15 protein-coding genes are annotated in these 19,844 nt (G+C 70.7%); 8 read left to right on the top strand and 7 right to left on the bottom strand.

From position 1 onward, the window contains the following. Positions 1-88 precede the first annotated feature (88 nt). Positions 89-1,120: a DUF808 domain-containing protein gene (locus O7616_RS25365; protein WP_282304307.1), complete on the top strand. Its 1,032-nt coding sequence runs from the start codon at positions 89-91 to the stop codon at positions 1,118-1,120. A gap of 318 nt (positions 1,121-1,438) precedes the next feature. Here the strand turns inward: O7616_RS25365 and O7616_RS25360 are convergent, their stop codons facing one another. Beyond that, positions 1,439-2,752, bottom strand: a complete 1,314-nt coding sequence (locus O7616_RS25360) for an aspartate aminotransferase family protein (RefSeq protein ID WP_282304306.1) — start codon at positions 2,750-2,752, stop codon at positions 1,439-1,441. Between the two features lie 84 nt (positions 2,753-2,836). Here O7616_RS25360 and O7616_RS25355 point away from each other — a divergent pair, with 84 nt between their 5' ends. Together O7616_RS25355 and O7616_RS25350 are read left to right on the top strand one after the other, a co-directional pair. Next, positions 2,837-3,724, top strand: coding sequence for a LysR family transcriptional regulator (locus O7616_RS25355; RefSeq protein ID WP_282304305.1), 888 nt, complete (start codon positions 2,837-2,839; stop codon positions 3,722-3,724). 253 nt (positions 3,725-3,977) lie between these two features. Continuing rightward, positions 3,978-4,832 (top strand): hypothetical protein, encoded by an 855-nt coding sequence (locus O7616_RS25350; protein ID WP_282304304.1) that lies wholly within the window; start codon positions 3,978-3,980, stop codon positions 4,830-4,832. Positions 4,833-5,048: 216 nt separating this feature from the next. Here the strand turns inward: O7616_RS25350 and O7616_RS25345 are convergent, their stop codons facing one another. The 4 genes from O7616_RS25345 to O7616_RS25330 are packed head-to-tail and all read right to left on the bottom strand — an operon-like array spanning position 5,049 to position 8,510. After that, the gene (locus O7616_RS25345) at positions 5,049-5,702 is read right to left on the bottom strand and encodes a response regulator transcription factor (protein ID WP_282304303.1); all 654 of its coding nucleotides are present in this window, start codon (positions 5,700-5,702) and stop codon (positions 5,049-5,051) included. After that, positions 5,699-6,853, bottom strand: a complete 1,155-nt coding sequence (locus O7616_RS25340) for a sensor histidine kinase (protein ID WP_282304302.1) — start codon at positions 6,851-6,853, stop codon at positions 5,699-5,701. Before O7616_RS25340 ends, O7616_RS25345 begins: the two co-directional genes overlap by 4 nt. Before the next feature lie 14 nt (positions 6,854-6,867). Continuing rightward, on the bottom strand, positions 6,868-7,617 hold the full coding sequence (locus O7616_RS25335) for an ABC transporter permease (RefSeq protein WP_282304301.1): 750 nt from the start codon (positions 7,615-7,617) through the stop codon (positions 6,868-6,870). Next, positions 7,614-8,510, bottom strand: a complete 897-nt coding sequence (locus O7616_RS25330; protein WP_282307719.1) for an ABC transporter ATP-binding protein — start codon at positions 8,508-8,510, stop codon at positions 7,614-7,616. The genes O7616_RS25335 and O7616_RS25330 overlap by 4 nt, the downstream gene beginning before the upstream one ends. On the opposite strand from O7616_RS25330, the gene O7616_RS25325 reads away from it, so the two are divergent. Continuing rightward, the gene (locus O7616_RS25325; protein WP_282304300.1) at positions 8,509-9,057 is read left to right on the top strand and encodes a MerR family DNA-binding transcriptional regulator; all 549 of its coding nucleotides are present in this window, start codon (positions 8,509-8,511) and stop codon (positions 9,055-9,057) included. The genes O7616_RS25330 and O7616_RS25325 overlap by 2 nt on opposite strands. Here O7616_RS25325 and O7616_RS25320 read toward each other — a convergent pair. Continuing rightward, a complete protein-coding gene (locus O7616_RS25320) occupies positions 8,981-11,179 on the bottom strand; it encodes a hypothetical protein (RefSeq protein ID WP_282304299.1) in 2,199 nt (732 codons plus the stop codon). The genes O7616_RS25325 and O7616_RS25320 overlap by 77 nt on opposite strands. A 684-nt stretch (positions 11,180-11,863) precedes the next feature. Between O7616_RS25320 and O7616_RS25315 the strand changes: the two genes are divergently transcribed. Further along, positions 11,864-15,973 (top strand): polymorphic toxin-type HINT domain-containing protein, encoded by a 4,110-nt coding sequence (locus O7616_RS25315; RefSeq protein ID WP_282304297.1) that lies wholly within the window; start codon positions 11,864-11,866, stop codon positions 15,971-15,973. Positions 15,974-16,048: 75 nt separating this feature from the next. Next, positions 16,049-16,348, top strand: a complete 300-nt coding sequence (locus O7616_RS25310; protein WP_282258392.1) for a hypothetical protein — start codon at positions 16,049-16,051, stop codon at positions 16,346-16,348. 207 nt (positions 16,349-16,555) lie between these two features. Here O7616_RS25310 and O7616_RS25305 read toward each other — a convergent pair whose 3' ends face one another. Beyond that, the gene (locus O7616_RS25305) at positions 16,556-17,803 is read right to left on the bottom strand and encodes an MFS transporter (protein WP_282304296.1); all 1,248 of its coding nucleotides are present in this window, start codon (positions 17,801-17,803) and stop codon (positions 16,556-16,558) included. 388 nt (positions 17,804-18,191) lie between these two features. Between O7616_RS25305 and O7616_RS25300 the strand changes: the two genes are divergently transcribed. Beyond that, positions 18,192-18,992: a response regulator transcription factor gene (locus O7616_RS25300; RefSeq protein WP_282304295.1), complete on the top strand. Its 801-nt coding sequence runs from the start codon at positions 18,192-18,194 to the stop codon at positions 18,990-18,992. A gap of 5 nt (positions 18,993-18,997) precedes the next feature. Next, positions 18,998-19,837 (top strand): aminoglycoside phosphotransferase family protein, encoded by an 840-nt coding sequence (locus tag O7616_RS25295; RefSeq protein ID WP_282307718.1) that lies wholly within the window; start codon positions 18,998-19,000, stop codon positions 19,835-19,837. Positions 19,838-19,844 lie beyond the last annotated feature (7 nt).

Here is a 19,844-nt window from a genome sequence, read left to right as displayed (position 1 = left end):
ATACGACCGGGCGGTGGCGTGCCGCGCACCGGGACCTGAGCGAGAATAGGCCAGTTCGAACTCTGCGCAACCCTGGAAGGACCCTCCCTTGGCCGGTGGACTCGTAGCCCTGCTGGATGACGTGGCGGTGCTGGCCCGGGCCGCTGCCGCGTCGATCGATGACGTCGGGGCGGCCGCCGCGAAGGCCGGCGCCAAGGCTGCGGGCGTCGTCGTCGACGATGCTGCCGTCACGCCGCAGTACGTGCGGAGCCTGGCGGCAGAGCGCGAGTTGCCGATTATCAAGCGCATCGCCGTGGGGTCGCTGCGCAACAAGTTCCTCATCATCCTGCCGGCGGTGCTGCTGCTCAGTCAGTTCGTGCCCTGGCTGCTCACTCCGATCCTCATGCTCGGCGGCGCCTACCTCTGTTACGAAGGCGCGGAGAAGGTGTGGGCCAAGATCGCCCATCACGATGCCTCCGGCGCGGGCGAGGAGACGGTGCAGGACGAGACGACACTGGTGTCCGGGGCGGTACGAACCGACCTGATCCTCTCGGCGGAGATCATGGTCATCAGCCTCAACGAGGTGATCGATGAGCCGTTCTGGTCCCGCCTGGCGATCCTGGCTGTGGTCGCCGTCGTCATAACCGTCCTGGTGTACGGCGTGGTGGCCCTGATCGTGAAGATGGACGACGCCGGGCTGCGCCTGTCGCAACGTTCCGGCGCCGTCGCCACGTTCGGCCGCGGTCTGGTGCGGGCGATGCCGACGGTTCTCACCGTGCTGACGGTGGTCGGCACCGCGGCGATGCTGTGGGTGGGCGGGCACATCCTGCTGCTGGGCACGAACGAGCTGAACCTGCACTTCCTGTACGACGCCGTGCACCACGTGGAGGTCGCCGCCCACGACGCCACGGGTGTTCTCGGCGGGATCGTCGGCTGGCTCGTCAACACGGTGGCCAGCGCGATCCTCGGGCTGATCGTCGGAGCGCTGGTCGTGCTGGTCATGACTCTCACGCTCCACCGCCGCAACTCCAAGGCTGCGGCTGCGGCGGCCACGACTCGTACTGACGGCACCATCCCCGCGCCGCTGAGCCGTGCAGCTCGGCGTCTCGACGCTCCTACCGACCGAGCGCCGCGCGGCTGACCGCAAAATCCCGCGTCGCGCTCGGCGCATCGGCCTACCCTTACCGCTGCATATCCTCGGGTTTGGTGTTGTCCTCGATGAAGCCTTGGGTGAGGAACAGCGGTGCGTCGCTGCCGTGAGTCAGCCGGGGCAGGTCGCGTGCCCTCCAATGCGCCGAGTCCTGCTCGTTGACCAGCAGCCCCAGCCGACAGGTCGCCGGGATCCGGTAGCCGCCGTCCGGCTCCCGGTATCGGCAAGCTCTTCCCGGGCCGTGACGTCGGCGTCGTGATCGGGCAGGTAGGTCATTCAATCAACCGGGAACGTGATCACCAGCTGGTATCAGGGTCTGAACTGCGGCGTCACGTCGGCGAGTGCATGATCGAGGATTTCCAGGCCCAGGTCCAGCTCCGCGTGGCTGGAGGTGAGCGCTGGCGCGATGCGGAAGACGCCGCCCATGCCCGGCAGCTGCACCACGTTCATGTGCAGGCCCAGCTCCAGGCAACGCCCTGTCACTGCGGCGCCCAAAGCGTCGGCCGGTCGTTTCGACTCCCGGTCGCTGACCAGCTCGAGCCCGACCAACAGCCCGCGGCCGCGCACGTCGCCGACTGCAGGGTGCCGCTGGCTGATCTCCTGAAGGCCCTTCCGCAGGTACGAGCCCAGTTGCGCCGCCTGTTCGTCGAGCCGGTCGGCCTCCAGCACGTCCAGGACCGTGTTGCCGACCGCGGCCACCAGCGGGTCCGAGACGTGCGTGGTGAAGAAGAGGAAGCCGCGCTCGTGTGCGGTCTGCTCGATCTCCGGGCTGGTCACCACGGCGGCCAGCGGCAGGCCGGCGCCGAGCGTCTTGGACAGGGTCAGGATGTCCGGCACGACGCCGTCACGCTGGAACGCGTACCACTCCCCGGTGCGGCACAGACCGGTCTGCGCCTCGTCGAGGATCAACAGCCCGCCCCGCTCGTGCACCTTGTCGCGCAGGGCCAGGAGGTATCCCGGCGGCAGGTCGATCACTCCGCCGGAGCTGAGGATCGGCTCGACGATGCACGCCGCCAGGCTGCCCACCGACTGGGCGTCGAACAGCTCGAACGCGAACTCCAGCTGACGCCGCCAGTCCAGCTCGCCGTTGGGAGAGGTGAAGTCGGGCCGGTACGCGTTCGGCGTGGGGATGGCGAAGTTGCCGGGCGCCGCGGGCCCGTACCCCTTGCGCCCCGAGCTGTAGGTGGCGCTCGCCGCCGCCTGCGTCATCCCGTGCCAGGACCGGGCGAACGAGATGATTTCGTGCCGGCCGGTGACCAGCTTCGCCATCCGGATCGCCGCCTCGTTGGACTCCGCGCCGGTGGTGAGCAGCAGGACCTTGTCCAGCGGCGCGGGCAGCGAGCCGGCGAGGCGGCGTGCCAGCTCGACCACGGGCCGGCTCAGCATGCCACTGAACAGGTGGTCGAGAGTGGCCGCCTGCCGCTGGATCGTGGCTACGACGGCCGGGTGAGAGTGGCCGAGGATCGCGCTCATCTGCCCTGACGTGAAGTCGAGCAGGCGGCGGCCGTCGGCGGTGAAGACGAAGCTGCCCTCGGCACGGTCGATGATCTCACGTACGAAACCGCCCGCGCCGATGTAGCGGACCAGGTGACGATCGGCGTCGGACCAGAAGGAATCAGCCATGGACCGACGCTAGGCAGCCCGGACAGACACGTCCATCGCACATTTCCGCTGTCGCTGTTAAGCAGAGCCGTACAGTCGGCGGTCATGACACTGAATCCGTGGCGGCTGCGCCTGCTCGCCGACCTGGCGACCTACGGCACCGTCCGGGCCGTTGCGCAGCGCGGCAACCTGAGCCCGTCGGCGGTGTCGCAGCAGCTGACCACGCTGGAACGGGAGACCCGGACCGCGCTGCTGGAACGCACCGGGCGGCGGGTGCGGCTCACTGCGGCCGGAATGTTGCTCGCGGGCCGGGCTCGGGAGATCCTCGCAGCGATGGACGCGGCCGAGGCGGAGCTGCGCCGCCTCGCCGACGAGCCGGCCGGCACGGTCACCGTGGCCGCATTCCAGAGTGCGGTGCAAGCCCTCGCCGAACCGGCACTTGTCCGTCTCGCGGCCCGACACCCGGACGTGAGCGTGGTGTTGCTGGAGCTGGAGCCGCACGAGAGCATGCCGGCACTGCGCCGCGGCGACGTCGACCTGATCATCACGACGGCCGACTTCGCCGGCGCCGAGCTCTCCCCGGAGATCCACCTGGTGCCGCTCGCCACCGACCCGATCGTGCTCGTGCTGCCCCCGGAGCATCCGCTGACCAGCGCCGAGTCGGTCGCACTGGAGGCGTGCGCGCAGCAGCGCTGGACGTTCGACGTCGCCGGCTCGTACATGTCCGAGCTGTCCACCCGGCTGTGCCGGGAGGCCGGTTTCGAGCCCGTGGTGATCTGTCGGTTCAACAACTACATGCTGGCGCTGCAGCACGTGGAGAACGGCCGCTCGATCACCATGCTGCCGAAGCTGGCGGTGGACTCGCGATACCGGGTGGCGACCCGACCGCTGAGCCCGCCGCTGACCCGGCGCATCACCGCCGGGGTTCGGCGACCGGCGGCGTCACGCCCCGAGGTGACGGCCGTGCTCAGTGCCCTGAGAGCAGGTGACTGACCTGGGCCGGGCCGTCGGTCGGACCCGCGTCTCTGCGCCGCGCCGGCTGAGCACCACCACCGAGAGCCTGTGCCTGGAACACACGTCAATGGCGAGATGCACTCCTGTTTCAGCCCCGGCGCCTTCGGGTGCTTCGGCAGGGCGGCACTGAGTCCGCCTGCCCGGGCCATCCGGTCGTACGCTGGTACGAGGGGCCTCAGCCACTGAATCAAAGGTAGTTCACGATGCAGCAGGCGACTCGACCGGGGGCGACGTGACTCGGGTGCTGGTGACCGGGGTCCGCGGCAAGACGGGCCTACCGCTGGCTGAGTTGCTCGTGGCACGGCAGGGCGTCGAGGTGCTCGGCGGCAGCAGTGATCCGTCCAGCGTCGGCATCGACGGCGTCCATCCCATCGCCTTCTCCTGGGATGAGCCTTCGGGGTGGACGGCGGCGACCGACGGCGTCGACGCCGTGTACGTGGTCCGCCCAGATCGCGCGGACGCGCCGGCACTCATCGGGGAACTGCTGGCTGGGACCTCTCCGCGGACCCAGGTGGTCCTGCTGTCCGACAGGGACGGCGACCACCCGGGCTCCGACTACCCCGCCGGCTGGGCACCGAGCGTCGAGCGCGTGGTACGCGACAGTGGCCGCCCCTGGACGGTCCTGCGGCCGGGCTGGTTCATGCAGGTCTTCACCGACTCGCGCTTCTACCAGAGTCAGATCGCCGACGCGGGCGAGTTGCCGTTCCCCGGTGGCGGCGCCGAGATCTCCTGGATCGATGCGCGCGACATCGCCGCGGTCGCCGAGCGGGCGCTCGTCGAGGATGGGCACGCCGGTCGGACGTACCAGCTCTCGGGCCCGGAGGCATTGTCGTTGCCGCGCACTGCGGAGTTGCTCTCCGCTGCGGCGGGGCATCCCGTGATTCACCGGGACCTGACCGTCGACGAGGCCGTAGCCGGGACCGAGGGCTTCGAGCGCGACCTCAACGTGCTGACGTTCGAACGCGTACGCGCCGGTGGCTTCGCCGAGGTGACCGACACCGTCGCGCACGTCGCCGGAAGGCCGGCGCGTACGCTGCGGGACTTTCTGTCCGCCAACGGGCCGGCGTTGCGGCGTACAAGCCGTTGACAGGGGACAAGACGCAGACCCGGACCGGCCACGAGGCGGTCCGCTACTCCCGCGAACACGAGCGGCTGCAGCCAGCGGTCCGGCCCGCGCCCGGTGTGACCACCCGTCAGGTCATGAGCGCGTTGGATGCCCTGCTGGCGGCAGGGTGAAGATCGGCAATGTGCGGCGGTGGTGCCGGGAGACCGGGTTAATAGGAAACTCCTGTCCCTCCGCCGGTCAGTGAGGGTGGACCAGGCCGTTGTCGTACGCGAAGATCACCGCCTGGATCCGGTCACGGGCGCCGATCTTGAACAGGACCCGTCCGACGTGCTTCTTCACGGTCGACTCGGTCAGCGTGAAGCGTTCGGCGATCTCCGTGTTGGTGGCGCCCTGGCCGATCGCCTCGAGCACCTCGCGCTCCCGCTCGCTCAGCGTGTTCAGGCGAGGGTCCGTAGGTGTGGTCGGCACCGGCTCCTGAAGGTAGGCGTCCATCAGCTTGCGGGTCAGGCTGGGGGCGACCACCGAGTCGCCACCGGCCACGGCGCGGATGGCGGCGATGAGTTCCTCCGGGCGTGCGTCCTTGAGCAGGAAGCCGCTCGCTCCGGCCCGCAGCCCGGCATAGACGTATTCGTCCAGGTCGAATGTGGTCAGGATCAGCACGCGGGTGCGCGATCCGGCAGCGGTTATGCGGCGGGTGGCCTCGATGCCGTCCATGCCGGGCATGCGTACGTCCATCAGGACCACATCGGGCCGGGTCACATCGACTTTCCGCACTGCCTCGGCGCCGGTGGGGGCCTCACCCACAACGGTGATGCCGGGGGTGCCGTCGAGCAGCATCTTGAAACCCATGCGTTGCAGCGGCTGGTCATCGGCGATCAACACCGTTGTCATGCTGGCTCCTTGAGGACGACATCGACGACCCAGCCGTTCCCCGCCGGACCGGCGGTCACCACCCCGCCGTACATGGCCCCGCGTTCGCGCATGCCGAGCAGGCCGTGGCTGGGGGCGGCGGGGGCGCCACGGCCGTTGTCGCGTACGCGGACCCGTACCTCGCCGTCGGACACACTGAGACTCACGTCAGCGGTCGCGCCCCGTCCGGCGTGTTTGAGGGTGTTGGTGAGCGCTTCCTGGACGATGCGGTAGACCGCGAGCTGCACGCCCCGGCCGAGGGTGTGCAGCTCACCCGAGGTCGAGTAGGTGACTGGCAGCCCGGCCGCCCGCACGCTCGGCAGCAGCCGGTCGAGATCGTCGATGCCGGGCTGCGGCCTCAGCTGCGGATCGCTGGCCTCCCCGCGCAGCACGCCCAGCACCCGGCGTAGCTCCGCGAGCGCCTGGCGGCCGGTTTCGCCGATCAGCCGGAGCGGCTCGGCGGTCTGCTCCTGCCGCGATCTGGCGAGGGCGGCGCTGCCGTCGGCGAGGCCGACGATCACCGACACGTGATGGCCGACGATGTCGTGCATCTCGCGGGCCACCCGGGCCCGCTCCTCAGCGACGGCCAGGCGAGCCCGCTGGTCCCGTTCGATCTCGAGGCGGGCGGCGCGGTCCTCCAGGGCGATGAGGTACGCCCGGCGGGTGCGCACCGCGACGCCGGACGCGATCGCCGCCACTGTCGCCCCGAGGGCCAGCATCGACGTGAGGGTGCGGTTCTCGGTGACCGACCCGAACAGGTAGATCTCCGCGAGTAGCTGGACCACCGTGATCGCGGAGGCCCAGGCCAGCGACCGCCAGGCCCCTCGGGAGGCCACCCCGAAGAGCATCACCAGCAGGATCACCCCGGCGCCGACGCCGATGCCCAGCCCGCTCAGGAGCAGGTCGGTGGCTACGGTGGCCAGGAACGCCGGGAACGGGTACCGCCGCCGCCAGTAGAGCGGTGGCAGGAGCACCAGGGTCGCGATGGTCGCCGACAGGGGCTTCTCGATGATGTTCGGGATGCTGAAGAGCACGATCGGAACGGCTACCAGAGTGTCCGTGACCCACGGGTGGCGCCGATCGAACGCCCGCAGCCGTTCCTGCCGGTCCACGAGCCATCCCTGCGTGCTCATCGCCCGAGTCTCCCTTACGCGTCGGTCTTCTTGAGCCGATAGACGGCGGCGGCGAGCGTCACGGCCACGTACCCGGCGAAGACGGCCAGGCCGGCCCATGGGGCCAGGGTGCCCTCCCCGTGGGTCAGTGCCATCACGGCGCTGCCGGCGTTGCTGGGCAGGTATGGGGTGATGGCCTCGGAGATCGAGTCTGGCAGCAGCGCGGCCAGACCGGGGACGATCAGCAGCAGACCGGCCAGGATCGCGATGGCTCCGGCGCTGGAGCGGACGAGCATGCCGAGCGCGACGCCGAGCACCGCGACCAGGCCGAGATAGAGGCCGGCGCCGAGCAGGGCCCGCAGCACGCCGTCGTCGCCGAGACCCAGGCCGCTGATCTTGTCGTTGAGTACGGCCGATCCCGCTGCGAAAGCGGCGAAGGCGCCAGCTGTCATTGTGACGAAGGCGGCCGACCCCGCCACGAGGCTCTTCGACCACAGCACCGGCGACCGGCGTGGCACTGCGGTCAGGGTCGCCCGGATCATGCCGGTGGTGTACTCACTCGCTCCCAGCAGTGCGCCGAGCACGCCGACGGACAAGGCGGCCAGGACGCTGCCGGACAGGGCCAGGTCGATCGCCGTCATGCCGTCGCCCGAGAAGGAAGCCGAAGCGATCATGCCGAAGGCGATCAGGAGGAAGACGGAGATGCCGGTGGTGATCCAGGTGGAGCGCAGTGAGGAGAACTTGGTCCATTCGGCGGCGATGACGCCGCCAGGGGTGATCTTCATCGGGCGGCCTCATATTCGACGGCGTTGCGGGTCAGTTCCATGAACGCCTCTTCCAGCGAGGTGTTCTGCGGGGTGAGTTCGAACAGCGGGATGCCGCGCCTGGCCGCGGCCAGGCCGATCTTGCGGGCGGAGGTGCCCTCTACCAGCAACTCTTCAGCACCGGTCGAGGTGACCGTGATACCTGGACCTGCGATCAGGGTGCGCAGCGCATCCGGGTCTGCGGTGACGACCCGGACGCCTTCGGCGGTCACGAAATCGGCCACGGTGGTGTCGGCCAGCAGCCTGCCCCGGCCGATGATGACCAGGTGGTCCGCGATCAGCGAGACCTCGCTCATCAGGTGCGACGAGAGCATCACGGTGCGGCCCTCCGCAGCCAGGCCGGTGAGCAGGTTGCGCACCCAGAGGACACCCTCGGGGTCGAGGCCGTTGACCGGCTCGTCGAGCATCACCACGGCCGGGTCGCCGAGCAGCGCCGCGGCGATGCCGAGCCGCTGGCCCATGCCGAGGGAGAAGGCGCCGACCCGCTTGTGGGCGACGGCCGAGAGACCGACCAGGTCGAGCACCTCGTCGACGCGGGAGCGCGGAATGCCGTTCGTGCGAGCCATGACCAGCAGGTGGCTGACCGCAGTGCGCCCCGGGTGCACGGCCTTGGCTTCGAGCAACACGCCGATCTCCCGCAATGGCGCTGTCGACGACGCGTAGGGCTTGCCGTTGACCAGCACGTCACCCGAGGTCGGCGCGTCGAGACCGACGATCATCCGCATGGTCGTCGACTTGCCGGCACCGTTGGGGCCGAGGAAGCCGGTGACCTGTCCGGGCTTCGCGGTGAACGACAGTTGGTCGACGACCGTCTTCGGGCCGTATCGCTTGGTTACTTCGCGTACCTGAATCATGTTCACCACGCTAGGTCCGGGCGCAGCCCCCACCCTGGTACCGCAGTCGAATTCTCCGGCCCGCCGGTGGTACCCAGGTTCTACCGGCCATCACTACGTAAGGGCGTTTCACCGACGCGAACGCCGCCCCCTGCGCGAGCGTGGAGCCGCAGACGTACAGGCGGGAGGAACTGAAGTGGCCTGGAGCGCCCGGGAGCTCGCGGAGCTCTCCGGCACGACGGTTAACGCGATCCGGCACTACCATCGGATCGGCCTGCTCGATGAGCCCTCGCGCCGATACAACGGATACCAGCAGTACGGAGTGTCCGACCCCGTGCTTCTGCCTGTGACCCGGCGGCGTGAACACGTACACCCCGCGTGGCGCTTCCGCACAACCCAGCACCCGGGACGGGTTCTCGACTCGAGTCAGGGGCGCTTGCAGTTGATCGTCGAGGCGACGACGGCGAGCGGGCCTGCTCGCGACCGCTCGCTCAGCGGAGGCGTTCGGCGAGGTCACGCACGGCTTCATCGAACACCCGGTCGGCCTCGCAGGGGCTGTGTCCCCTGATCGGTGGTGGAAAGATGTCTCCGGGCGCAGCGGTGATGTCGGCTGGGTCGCGTAGCCGTCGGTCCACCGGCGGCGTTCGGTCGAATGCGCCAGGCTGCTGGGGTGGGAGGACGCGGCCGCCGATCGGGTCGGTGTCGCGCCACAGGTTCACCCACCGCCAGTCGACCCGTTCGGCGATCTCGCGGATGACCTCGTCGTTGAGGTAGGCGGGGAAGAGTCGGGCGTACAACCGGCGCAGCGGCGAGCCGTGGGTCAGCAGGGCGATCCGGTCGGTGACCCGTGCCGGCAGTTGGAGCACTGTCGCGGCGAGCAGGACGGAGCCGTGGCTGTGCCCGGTGAGCACCACCGCGTTGCCGGAGTCGACGAGGTGGGTGATCCGGCAGGTCAGTTCGGGAACGGCCCGTTCGGCGTAGCAGGGTGGCGCGAACGGGTGCGCGGCCCTGGGCCAGAAGGTGCCCAGGTCCCACAGCACGCCCACGTACCGGCGGAACCCGGGGGTGCGGTAGGCGAAGATCCCGCCGATGATCAGGCCGAGGAAGAGGGCGGCGATCAGGTAACTGCCCGCACCGATGCTGAAGTTGACGAAGCCGGCCGGGAGGCCCACGTAGCGTTGGATCAGTTCGTCCGGAGGTGTCGGCATCAGGCCGAGCGTGACCGCTGCGATGCCGATCCCGGCAAGGCAGGCGTAGAACACCGCGAGCGGCACCAGCTTCTCGGTGAAGCGGGCACGGGCGATGGTCTTGCGCACCTGGCGCAGTCGGGGCGTGGCATCGGCGGGGGCGTCGGGGAAGTCACGGGCGACGATCACCGACGCGGCGCGGATCCGTCCTGGCCGGGACGCCAGCGCCTTCACGCCTGCGGCGGCCAGTGTCACCAGCACCGCCAGCGAGAAGCCGAGAATCGCCCAGACGCAGGCCCGCGGAGGGCTGGTGATCGAGGCCTCCGCGGTCGGTGCGTCCCGGTTCAGGATGTCGGCGACCCGGTAGACCAGTTCTGCGGAGAACGTGAGCGCCAGACTGATCGCGGCGACGGAGGCCGCCAGGGCGCCGAGCCCGAGCGAGAAGGCGACATCCGGCTGTCGGTCCCGGTGCCAGAACAACGCCACCCCCAGGACGACCAGCAGCATCATCTGACCGATGAACAACCCGACGACGGTCAGGTCGTAGCCGGGCAGTCCGTTCCTCTCCGGCCAGGGAGCCGAACTGGACAGGACGTAGATCCAGACCAGCGCGGTCAGGCCGAGCGCGATGGTGCGCAGCACGCCGACCAGCCGGTCGAGCCGCCGTTCCGTCGGCGCGGACCGGGGCGGAGTGCAGAGCAGAACCGCACACGCGGTCAGCAGAAGCACGCCCACTGCCGCCAGCGCGACAGTGACGATCGACCGACCCTGTGCCGCCCGCGCGCCGAGCAGACTGAGGTCCAGCGTGGCGAACGCCGCCGCGACGTGAATGGAGCGCAACCGACCGACCAGCGGCTCGGTGTCCCACCGGCCGACGGCGGTGAGCCGGTGCGCCGAAGTGAGCGGGTCGGCCGAACGGGGAACGTGGGGCGGGAGTGCCGGGCGAGCGGTGATCCCCCACACCAGGGCGATCGCCGCTACTGGCGCGAGTGCGAGCACCGCCAGTCGCAGTCCGGCCGGGCGTCCGCCGAGCCAGGAGAGCCAACTCCGTCCGGCCAGGCACTCCGGCGAGGACATGCACTTCCAGGCGATCACGTCCAGCGCGATCCCGACGATGCTCAGCACGTACATCGCGGTCAGGGTGAGCGCCAGCAACCGGCACAGGGCCTTGATCACCGGGTCGGAGCCGGCTCCGGTCGGACGCATCCAGACGGCGAGGTTGATCGGCATGAAGGGCAGCAGGATCACCATCGACAGCGTTCGCACCGCGTTGCCGGCCGGCAGGTTGTTCCAGCGGTAGGCCTCCAGCGTCACCCCGTCCGCCTCGCCACCCTCGCGACATTCGGGTCGGGGTCGGTAGAAGCCACCCCGGTGGTCGCCCGCCACCTGGCGCACGTGCGGCCGCTCCAGCAGCTCAGCCGGGCCGATGGCGGACACCCCGTGCACCCGCAGCTCCACCACACCGACATGCCCGGCGCGCCCGCCCACCTCTCGCTGATCCATCCCGTACCGGCCCCCGGCGCGTCCGCGGCCACACGTCCCGCTCGGCTGATCCGACGGCACCCGCGTGGCGGAACGGCGTACCCCCCGAAGGGGAAAACAACCCTGAGCTTCGGGAGCGGTCCGGCCGGCCGGACCGGGTGATCGACGGCGCTGGTCATCGACCTGGGATGCCGGGCGTGGACGGCCTGGGCGTCGTCGCGCAGATCCGACGCCGATCGGGACCACACGTGTCCGGCCGTGGCCGGATCCGGTTCGAGGCGTTGAAGCCGGCGACCCAGCGCCCGAGCGCGGCGTTCGGATGAGGGCCGGCGACGGTGAACGGGAGGATCCACGCAGGGTGGTCTCCGTGATCACCTGCACCCAGGCATCCCTCCCGACCATCCTCAACAGACAGACGCCAGGGTTACGAGACATCCCTCAGCGCAGCTGGTCCATCCTCATGGAGCGATGATGGCCGCATCGTCGGTTCTGGCCGTTCTCGTGCCGTCTCCTCGTAACGGCCCAGTGCTCAGGTACATGACCCCAGCCACCGAGTAACCGGCGAGTGATTCACGACGGAGCGATCGAGGCCGGCCAGTGCGGGGCGGACGGGAATCCATGACTGCCGCTATCCTGCCGCTGCAGTCGATTTTCGACCTATCTACGGGGGAAGTAATGCCTGCGGCTTCTGCTGCACGTTTTCGCTTGGGGCTGCGCGCCCTATGGGCGTTCGTCGTCCTCGCTCTGATCGTCCAGACCGCCGGCTCCGGCGTGGCCGCCCAGGCGGCCTCGACCGACATGTCGATCACCGCCATCCGCGGCGTCGTCGTGCTCGACGCGATCAAGGGCACGCCGTCGATCCGCCGGGCCGCCGAGACCGCGCTGCTGGGGACCGACCAGGACCTGCGCACCTACTACGACACCGGCTTCACCGCGGCCCAGCAGGCCGACCAGCGGGCCGCCGCGCAGTCGCTGGCCGCCATGGACGGTCCGTCGATGCGGGCCGCCGCGCTCAACGTGCTGAACGGCTCCCCGTCCGAGATCGAGTCCTTCGTGCAGGGTGGCTGGACCTCGGCCTGGAACGCGGACGAGCGCCTGCGGGCATACCGCCTGATCGAGTCCGGTGGTCCCACGGTGCGAGCCGCGGCCCAGCGTGCGATCGAGGGCGGCACCGAGACGGTGGCGTCGTTCCTGTCCGACGGCCTGGACGCCGCCGAGCACGCCGACGACCGGCTGGCGGCGACCCGCATGCTGACCGGCGCCCCCAACGCCAGCGGCCCGGTGCTCAACGCGGCCGCGTCGACGGCGCTCAACGGCACCCCCGAGGATCTGCGGGAGTTCCTGCGCTGGGGTCAGTTCGTGGCCCGGGCCCGTGACGCCGAGCTGGCGTCCATCAAGAGTCTCACCGAGCAGGCCAAGCAGGCCGGCGAGACCACGTCGCGCGAGGCCAACCTGGCCGAGGAGTCGTCGACCCGGGCCGGCAACGCGGCCGCCGAGGCCAAGAAGGCGGCGCAGGCGGCCGAGGCCGAGGCGCGCGCGGCCGGCGGTGACGCGAAGAAGGCGTCGGCCGCGGCCGGCCGGGCCGCGGACGCGGCGGAGGGCGCGGCCAGCGCGGCGCGGGAGGCGATCGCGGCCTCGAACGCGGCGATGCGCGCGGCCAGGGTGGCCGCCGACGCGTCCCGCAAGGCGACCACCGCGGCCGCGCTGACCGCGCAGGCGGCGGCCAAGGCGCAGCGGGCCGCCTCGGCGGCCCGGCTGAACGCCGGCGACGCCCGGCTGGCCCGCGAGGCGGCCGAGGCCGCCCGCGACGCGGCGGCCAAGGCGAAGGAGCTGGAGCAGGTCCGCGCGGAGCGGGACCGGGCCCTGGCCCAGGCCGGCGCCGCGTCGGCGTCGGCCAAACTGGCCAGCCAGAACGCGGATGCCGCGGGTGTCGCCGCGGACCAGGCGAGCCGGCAGTCGGGGGTGTCGCAGCAGCAGGCGCAGCGGGCCCGCAACGCGGCCGCGCAGGCGCGCCGCGCGGCGGCGACCGCGGACCGGGCCGCCGATCGGGCCGAGGCCCTCGCGCGGCAGGCGCGGGAGGCGTCCGAGGAGGCGTTCGCGTACGCCAAGTCGGCCGCGCAGCACGCCGACAACGCCGTCACCCAGGCGATCGCGGCGGCCGACGCGGCCGAACGCGGTCAACTGTCCGCGGCCGAGGCGGCCACGCACGCGGCGGCCGCGGTGGACGCCGCGAACGTCGCGGTGAACGCGGCCAACCAGGCGGTCGAGCTCGAGGCGCTGGCCCGGCAGGAGGACGTGGACCGCCTGGCCGAGTGGAAAGAGCAGGGCATCCACGCCGCGCAGGACGCGCTGCTGGCCGAGCAGGAGGCCATCGCCGAGGGCGGTGAGCTGAACGCCTGGAACCGCTCGCTGCTGTGGGACACGGCCGAGGAGGACCGCGTCGACGCGGCCACCCGGGCCCTGCTCAACGAAGCGACCGCGGCCGGCACCTCGCCCGCAGTGGCGGTCGACCGGGGTCGCCGGGCGGCCGTCGCGCTGCTCACCACCGGTGGCGAGTGGACCAAGGACGCGGCCCAAGACGCCCTGGCCGGCACCGACGCCGAGGTCCTGCTCTGGCTGACCGAGGGCCGGCGGGCCGCGGTCGGGCAGGACGACCGGGCCCGGACCTGGCGGCTGATCGACACGCTGCCCGACGGCAACGAGAAGACCGCGGCGCAGACCGCGCTCGACGGCGACGACGCGGCCGTGGAGACGTTCCTGCGGACGCGCAACTACGCCGGCAAGGTGACCAAGGACCGCCAGACGGTCTACGCGATGCTCCCCGGCGCCGGGCCGAACCTGACCGCGGCGGCCAACGCGGCGCTGGCCGGCACCTCGGCCCAGTTGCACCAGTTCATCCGCACGGGGCAATACCCGGCCCGGGCGGCCGACGACCGCATCGAGATCTACCGCGTGATCGACGCCGGCGGTCCCGAGGTCAAGGCGGCCGGCGAGGTGGCCCTGAACGGCCCGGCCTCGTACCTGTCGTACTTCCTGGCCAGCGGCCGGTACGACGCGGCCCAGCGTGACCTCGAGCAGGCGGCGCACGTCCAGACCGTGCACAAGCTGATCGCCGAGGCCCAGCAGTACGCGCAGAAGTCGGTCGAGGACGCCAACCGGGCGATGGAGGCCGCCAAGCGGGCGCAGGGCTACGCCAGCGAGGCGAACGCGGCCAAGGCCCGCGCGGATGCAGCCGCGGCCCAGGCGATCACCTTCTCCAACCAGGCCCAGGCTTCGGCCCAGGACGCCAAGCGGTCGGCCGACCAGGCGGCGCAGTCGGCCGTCACCGCCCGCGACGCGTCCAACCGGGCCCAGGCCAGCGCGGCCGCGGCCTCCCGGTCAGCAGCCACCGCGACCGCGGCCGCGCAGCGTGCGCGCAACGACGCCGCCGCGGCGCTGGCGGCCAAGCGGGACGCCCGCGCGGCCGCCGACGCGGCCGGGGCGGACGCCGCCGCGGCGGCCCGGGCCGCCAAGGAAGCGTCCGACATCTACACCGAGCGCCTCAAGCAGGCCGAGAAGGACCGGCGCAGCACCGTGCCCGGCAGCGGTCCGGGCGGGGAGGGCACCGCGGCCGACGCCCACAAGACGTGGGGCTGTCTGTCGCTGGACCCGTCGAACCTGTCCAAGGAGTGCCTGACGGTCTTCAAGGACTTCGCCGACGCCCTCATCAACCCGGCCAAGTGCGCCGCGCCGGCCAACAAGGACATCACCGGGTGCTCGATGCTGGGCGACCTCAAGCAGTTCGTCGCGGAGAACAAGGACATCCTCCTCGACATCCTGCAGTTCACCCTGATGGCCTGCGGTCTGATCCCGGGCGCGGGCGAGGTCTGCGACGGCATCGACGCGGCGGTGTCGTTCGGCCGCGGCGACTGGCTCGGCGGCCTGCTGTCGCTGGGCTCGGCCATCCCGGTCGCGGGCTGGCTGGCGACCGGGGCCAAGGCGTGGAAGAACTCAGACCGGTTCCGCAACGTCCAGAAGATCCTCGACAAGCTCCGACGACCGGCGGTGGACTGCAACAGCTTCGTGGCCGGCACCCGCGTGCTGCTCGCCAACGGGCGCTTCCGGGACATCGAGGACGTCGAGGCCGGCGAAAAGGTGGTCGCCACCGATCCGATCGCCGGGCGCACCGGGGTCCGGACGGTGACCACACTGATCCGTGGCACCGGCGTCAAACATCTGATCGACATATCCGTCGACCAGGACCACGACGCCGACACGGCGCCGACCGTCATCACTGCCACCGACGGCCACCCGTTCTGGGTACCGGCCTCGAAGGCGTGGGTCAACGCCGGTGACCTGGTGGCCGGCTCGACCGTGGAGAACGGGGCCGGCAAGCCGGTCACGATCACCGCGCTGGCGGCGCGGGACGAGGTGACCACCGTCTTCAACCTCACCGTGGCTGACATGCACACCTACTACGTGGCGGCCGGCAACACGCCGCTGCTGGTGCACAACGCCAACTGCGTCCCGGCGATGCTCGACGAGTCCTCCGAGAAGTACGTCAAGGAGAAGCACGTGCAGGGCGGGCCGAAGGTCGAGGACAGTAAGGGCGTCTTCGACAACACGGTGGATCTCGACGATCTCGTCGACGAGGCGAACAAGTGCCCGTGCAACGGGCCGAACAAGGACGGCCACTACGAGCGTGAGGCGAAGGCCGACCAGCCGGTCGGTCGGACGTCGAAGGACAGTGGCGCACAGATCACGAGTTGTTACATGGTGGTTCAGGACAGGTGGGGCGGCGTGCGAACGATGTACCCGATTCCCTGCAAGGACTGAGCGCCGAGGACCGTAAGGTTGGCCGGCCGGGGTGTGCGATGCCCTGGCCGGCCATTTCGTGAAGGAGGCGCGGCGGTGGGGTTCGGGGTGTATGTCGAGAACCAGGTGCACGAGCGACGCTATGCCGGCGTGGAAGCGGGCTCCTCACTGCAACGCCTGGTGGCGGCGAGCGACCGGGAGCGGCACCACCTGGTGTCGAGGATCGATTCCTACGGCGACACCATGATCAACCTGATCCAGCTGCCGCAGCTGACCGCGGAGCTGGACGAGATCGCGAGCCGCAGACCGGAGCTCCGGGTCGACGTGCAGGCACTGGGGACGCTCATCGAGGAGGCGACCCGGGCACGCGGATATCTCTGGATCTCCGGTGACTGAGTGGGGCCGTTGACCGCAGACCTGCGTTCGCGTTGAATCCGGACCGCCGAGCCCGTGGCCGGCGCATCCGCGCATCGGGCCCCTCGGTGACCTGTTGGTGACCTCGGGTGGGTTCGGTCGGGCGGATCACCGTGGCTCAGTGGTGCGTGTTCGGGACCCGGCCTCCGGGGGACCTGCGGTTGGAGATCGACCTCGGCCTCGGCGGCGTCAGGTCGTGGAGGCCGGGGCCGTCTCGCGGACCAGCGTGACAGCGCTGCGGTCGGCGGCCGGAATGATCAGCGCCGATGCGACGAGCGCGGCGACGGCGATGCCCAGCCATCCCCAGAAGCCGAAGGCGATGACCAGGCCGGAGAGCGCCGCCGGGCCGATGATGTTCTGCGTGATCACGTGCAGGTCGAACGCGCCCAGGTACTCGCCCTGAGCGTGCTCGGGGGCGAGGCCGAACGCGAGCCCCCAACCGGAGGCGGCCTGCATCACCTCGGCCACGGAGAGGATCAGCACGGCGGCGACGATCGCCACGGATGCCAGGACCACGGTGTCGTCGAGCGCGGTCACCGCCAGGACGGCGCAGCCGCCGGCCAGCCAGTAGCCGGAGCGCCGGGCGAGCCGACCGGCGCCGTGCACGGTGTCCGCGCCCCGGCTGGCCCGTACCTGGAACAGGATGACGAACGCGGTGTTGACGATCAGCAGCAGAGGAATCAGGAAGTGCGGCAGGTCGGTGCGGTTGAGCGCCCAGAGCGGCACCGTCACCAGGATGATGCTGACGTGCGAGGCGAGGATCGTCGAGACGCCGATCACCGCGAGGAAGCGTGGGTCGCGGACTGCGGCGAAACGCTTGAAGCCCACCGGTGCGGCACGCGGCGGCACGTCGGGCAGGCGGGTGACGAGCAGCGCGGCGCCGGCCATCAACGCGGCGGTGGTGAGGGGGATCAGCACGAGCAGCCGTTGGCTGAGGGCGGCGACGGCCGCCACGCCGATACCGATGCTGAATCCGATGTTGAACACCGACCGCATCAAGGCCTTGAGCTTCACCCGCTCCTCGGCGGGCACGAGGTTGCCGATGAGGGCCCCGTTGGTCGGGCCGGTGCCGTACTCGAGGAAGCCGACGGTGACCACCAGCGCGAAGAAGGCGGTCGCGCTGTCGACGAGGCTGTAGAGCCCGAATCCGACCGCCAGCGCGGCGAACAGGATGACGAGCAGGCGGCGGGCGCCCACCCGGTCGGCGATCACGCCGAACAGGACCGACGAGAGGAAGGCGGACAGGCCGGCGGCCGACAGGCCCAGGCCCACCTGCCGGGCGTCGAGTCCGACACGCAGCGTGAAGTAGACGACGCTGCCGCTGAGGAAGACTCCCTTGCCGATGGACTCGGCCAGTCGGATCGCGATCAGCTTCCTGCGGAGCGGGTCGGTCGGTACCAGACCGGTGAGAACGTCCGTCACTCGTGACAAGGGCATGGGTCAATCCTGGCGACGGCGGTGTCGGGCGGACAGGGCGACAGGTGTAGCGCGTACGGGATGACGTCCCGGATCGGCCGGGAAATTCCCCCGTGGACTCCCGGGTGGGCGGCATGTCGACCGCCCGTGAAAGGTCCGCTGTGGACGGCTTCGTCAGGGCCGGGACGGAAAGTTCGGTTCGGTTTTTCGATGCGTCAAAAGGCTGACCGAGCCCGGCCCCGGGATCACTTCTTGTGTTGTTCTGTTGGCCGTGAGTAGATGTTCATCACGACGCGGGGTCGGCGCTACCGCGGCGTTTCCCCGCGCGACTAAGACACCGCGGGCCGTTCGGACGGGGTGAGGTGGATAGATGGTCAGCGTTGGCTCGGCCTCGGAACTGGCTCGGAACATGAGGCGGTATCCGGAGGAAGTCACGGCGGAGACACAACCCGACGCGGTGACGGTGGTCCTGGCCGACGCTCAGCCGGTGGTACGCAGGGGCCTGCACGCCCTGCTGGCGCCGTCGGCTGAGGTCGCCGTGAAAGGTGAGGCGGCGTCCGCGCGGGAGGCGTTGGCGCTGGCCACCGCTACCCGTCCCGACGTGCTCGTTCTCGACATCGAGCTGCCGGGGTTCCAGGCGGGGGTGACGATCCAGGAGATCAACCGGGTGTCGCCCTCGACAGCGGTGCTGGTCTTCACCGCGGTCGAGGACGAACACGCGATCCTCGCGGCCATGTGGGCGGGCGCCCGGGGCTACGTGCTCAAGAGCTGCCCGGGCGACGGCATCGTCCGGACGATCCGGGGCCTCGCGACGGGTGAGGTCATCCTCGGCCCCCGGGTGGCCGACAAGCTCATCGGGCAACTGAGCCTGGAGCCCCGCATCCAGCAGCTCTTCCCGGAGCTGACAGCCCGCGAGCGGGAGGTGCTGGAACTGATTGCCTCGGGTATGCGCAACGTGGCGATCGCCGCGAAGCTGAATCTGTCCCCGAAAACGGTCAGCAATCATATTTCCACCATCTTCAGTAAATTGAACGTCTCTGACCGGTACGAGGCGATCGAGGTCGCCCGTCGGGCGCGGTTGGGGCGCCCCGGGCCGCCCGGCTCCCATTCACCATCGGTGCCTGGTGGCAGCGTTCTGCTGGCCGGCAGGCGTGGTGTCGTGGCGCCGGGCGCGGCCGCGTACGCCGGCGCGCGGTCGGTGCGCGGGTGAGCGGGATGAGCCTGGACCTGGACGCGATCGCCAACCGACTGGAGCCACGGTTCGGCCGGGCCGCGCACCGCTGGGTGGGCACGCTGCGCCAGCGGCTCGACGACCTCGTCGAGCAGTGGGAGTTGACTCTCGGTGACCCGCTCAAGTCCGGCAACTCCTCGGTGGTGTTCCGGTGCGTGGGCCCGCTCGGCGACGCGGTGCTCAAGCTGTCCCCGGACAGCTACGCCGTGCGGGAGGAGGTGGACATGCTGCGCCAGTTCGCCTCCAGTGCGCGGGTGCCGGCGGTGCGGGAGTCGGCCAAGGGCGCCGTCCTGCTCGAAGCGATCCACCCCGGCACCCTTGTGGAGAAGATGCCGCAACCGCCCTCACCGCGGGAGTACGCCGCCTTCCTCACCGATCTGCACGGCGCGGGCGACCCGGCTGCCGCTCCCCGTCAACTGGCGGACTGGATCGACGTGCTGTTCAACTCGGCGACGCGCCGGGGTGCCGACCTGAGCGGGTCCAAGCGGCTGCGCGACGACCTGTTCGCGGTGCCCACCGACACCGTGCTGCTGCACGGGGACCTGCACCTCGGCAACGTGCTCGACGGCGGAGCCAGGGGCCTGGTGGCGATCGACCCGATGGCGTGCGCCGGTGACCCCTGCTTCGACGCCGTGGACTACGTGCTGGAGGGTCTGGACCGCGCGGAGATGGTGCGCCGCCGCGACGAGCTGGCGAGCGCCGCCGGCATCGACGTGGGCCGGCTCGACGCCTGGTGCCGGGTGACGGCCCCGATCGGCGCCACGTACGTCAGTAATCCCGTGCACTCCGCCGAGCTGGCGGCCTTCGGGCGCGGCGAGTACTGACCGGCCG

Source organism: Micromonospora sp. WMMD964 (assembly GCF_029581455.1).
In the GTDB taxonomy this organism is placed as follows: domain Bacteria; phylum Actinomycetota; class Actinomycetes; order Mycobacteriales; family Micromonosporaceae; genus Micromonospora.
Note: the sequence above shows the minus strand (reverse complement) of the source record. Positions and strands in the feature narration are given on the sequence as shown.

Excerpts from the sequence above, each read along its gene's own strand:
- O7616_RS25360 (WP_282304306.1), bottom strand. The coding sequence starts at position 2,752 with ATGGCTGATTCCTTCTGGTCCGACGCCGATCGTCACCTGGTCCGCTAC.
- O7616_RS25355 (WP_282304305.1), top strand. The coding sequence starts at position 2,837 with ATGACACTGAATCCGTGGCGGCTGCGCCTGCTCGCCGACCTGGCGACC.
- O7616_RS25345 (WP_282304303.1), bottom strand. The coding sequence starts at position 5,702 with ATGACAACGGTGTTGATCGCCGATGACCAGCCGCTGCAACGCATGGGT.
- O7616_RS25340 (WP_282304302.1), bottom strand. The coding sequence starts at position 6,853 with ATGAGCACGCAGGGATGGCTCGTGGACCGGCAGGAACGGCTGCGGGCG.
- O7616_RS25335 (WP_282304301.1), bottom strand. The coding sequence starts at position 7,617 with ATGAAGATCACCCCTGGCGGCGTCATCGCCGCCGAATGGACCAAGTTC.
- O7616_RS25325 (WP_282304300.1), top strand. The coding sequence starts at position 8,509 with ATGTTCACCACGCTAGGTCCGGGCGCAGCCCCCACCCTGGTACCGCAG.
- O7616_RS25330 (WP_282307719.1), bottom strand. The coding sequence starts at position 8,510 with ATGATTCAGGTACGCGAAGTAACCAAGCGATACGGCCCGAAGACGGTC.
- O7616_RS25320 (WP_282304299.1), bottom strand. The coding sequence starts at position 11,179 with ATGGATCAGCGAGAGGTGGGCGGGCGCGCCGGGCATGTCGGTGTGGTG.
- O7616_RS25305 (WP_282304296.1), bottom strand. The coding sequence starts at position 17,803 with ATGCCCTTGTCACGAGTGACGGACGTTCTCACCGGTCTGGTACCGACC.
- O7616_RS25300 (WP_282304295.1), top strand. The coding sequence starts at position 18,192 with ATGAGGCGGTATCCGGAGGAAGTCACGGCGGAGACACAACCCGACGCG.
- O7616_RS25295 (WP_282307718.1), top strand. The coding sequence starts at position 18,998 with ATGAGCCTGGACCTGGACGCGATCGCCAACCGACTGGAGCCACGGTTC.